The sequence below is a fragment of the Candidatus Symbiopectobacterium sp. genome, assembly GCF_020054415.1.
Lineage (GTDB): Bacteria > Pseudomonadota > Gammaproteobacteria > Enterobacterales > Enterobacteriaceae > Symbiopectobacterium.
This window is the reverse complement of record NZ_JAHWCO010000140.1, coordinates 1-1,480: the sequence shown is the minus strand read 5'-3', so window position 1 is coordinate 1,480 and position 1,480 is coordinate 1. Positions and strand designations below refer to the sequence as shown.

Sequence of the window (1,480 nt, the reverse complement as noted above, 5' to 3'; positions counted from 1 at the left end):
AGGTGGGTGAAGCCATGGCCATGGTCAAAGCGCTTAACCGGATCACGCTATTAGGAATGCCGAACAGTATTCGCATCACGTAACAATCGACCAGTATGGGGCGCAGTCGTTACAAGTTCTGATTTATTCAACAAAGCCACTAATTTTGGCAAAAAATGCTTGTACACCCTAAGTGTACCGTTTTATTACGTGGCCTAACCACATGATTTTACGTTACTATGATCAGCACTTGCGCTGGAGAGGCAGCATAAAATCTGTTTATTCAACAAAGCCACAATAAACATCAAGATGCACGGCAAGGCTACACTCCGGCGTGGCCTTTTTAATTTCCCCTTTCAATAATATATTGCCATCCCTGCCGCGAGGTGAGGGTATGACACGAATGAGCACTATCTACAGCATGCTTTCATACGGAAGCGGGACGGGGCTAATAGGGCTGGGCGCGTCTGTCAGAGCCTACGCCGCATCAACTAAAGAGAGCGTATGGTTGCTTGCAGAAAAAATGGCCGGGTTAACGCTAGGTGATTGTGCGATCGTCGTTGGCATGGCCTGCACTATCGGCACTTTTGCAATCAACTGGTACTACCGCAGGAAGGAATACCAGTTGAGGGAAAAAGGCGGTGCGTGATGAGCAAGCGCAAAACTGCCGCGGGTGTAATTTGCTCCGTGGGGGTGATCATCGGCATTGTTATGAATAACGGACAGGTGCGAACTAACAAAGCAGGTCTGGAGCTTATCAGTAATGCCGAATCATGCCGCCGTGACCCCTATGTATGCCCAGCCGGTATTTTGACTGATGGCAATACGCATTGCGTTGTCGATGGCAGCCGCAAGACGAACCAGCAGATTGCCGCAGACTGGCAAAAAAAAATCCTGGAGGCTGAAAGGTGTGTTGATAAATACGCCGGCGGGAAAAAGTTGCCGAGTAACCCGTTCAGTGCAGCAGTGAGCATTGCTTTTAATGCTGGCTGCCCAAAGGTGCAGGCCTCAACCATGTTTCAGTTGCTCCGATCTGGAAACATTCAGGCGGCGTGTGAGGAGTTTCCGCGTTGGGTGTATGGGGGCGGTAAAGTTCTTCCCGGCCTCGTTGCTCGGCGCGAGAAGGAGAGTGAGCTATGTCTATCAGTGCTACAGTAATCGCCGTTCTGCTTGCTCTCATTGCTGCGCTGTCATTCGGCCTCTGCTACCACCACGATGCATACAGCAAAGCTGATAGCGATTTGACGCTAGCGAAACAGACCATCACCGACATGCAGACCCGTCAGAGGGATGTTGCAGCGCTTGATGCCAAATACACGAAGGAATTAGCCGATGCGAAAAGCAAGCTTGATGATTTGCAGTGTACTAGCTCAGACCTGATCTGACAGTTACCGATTATTTATACAGGTGTCTGTCAGATTACATCTGGTTCAGATTCTTTTCTGCCCAGATCCGTTTTCCATCGAGTAAAGTGGCCATCGGCGTACGCCCGCAGCACATT

3 protein-coding genes and 1 pseudogene are annotated in these 1,480 nt (G+C 50.0%); all 4 read left to right on the top strand.

Features of this window, described 5'->3' with window-relative positions; genetic code table 11:
• A pseudogene (locus QZ506_RS04330) lies at nucleotides 1–83 on the top strand (lipoprotein); the annotation flags it as partial.
• 290 nt (nucleotides 84–373) lie between these two features.
• Entirely contained in the window at nucleotides 374–628 is a 255-nt protein-coding gene (locus QZ506_RS04325) for an HP1 family phage holin (protein WP_291969322.1), read from the top strand.
• Nucleotides 625–1,137 carry a lysozyme gene (locus tag QZ506_RS04320; RefSeq protein ID WP_291969320.1) on the top strand — a complete coding sequence of 171 codons (513 nt, stop codon included), beginning with the start codon at nucleotides 625–627 and terminating at the stop codon, nucleotides 1,135–1,137. Before QZ506_RS04325 ends, QZ506_RS04320 begins: the two co-directional genes overlap by 4 nt.
• Nucleotides 1,116–1,364, top strand: coding sequence for a lysis system i-spanin subunit Rz (locus QZ506_RS04315; protein WP_291969318.1), 249 nt, complete (start codon nucleotides 1,116–1,118; stop codon nucleotides 1,362–1,364). The genes QZ506_RS04320 and QZ506_RS04315 overlap by 22 nt, the downstream gene beginning before the upstream one ends.
• Nucleotides 1,365–1,480: the final 116 nt, after the last annotated feature.

Bases quoted from the DNA above. Each gene is read 5' to 3' on its own strand.
- QZ506_RS04325 (WP_291969322.1), top strand. From the start codon at position 374: ATGACACGAATGAGCACTATCTACAGCATGCTTTCATACGGAAGCGGG.
- QZ506_RS04315 (WP_291969318.1), top strand. From the start codon at position 1,116: ATGTCTATCAGTGCTACAGTAATCGCCGTTCTGCTTGCTCTCATTGCT.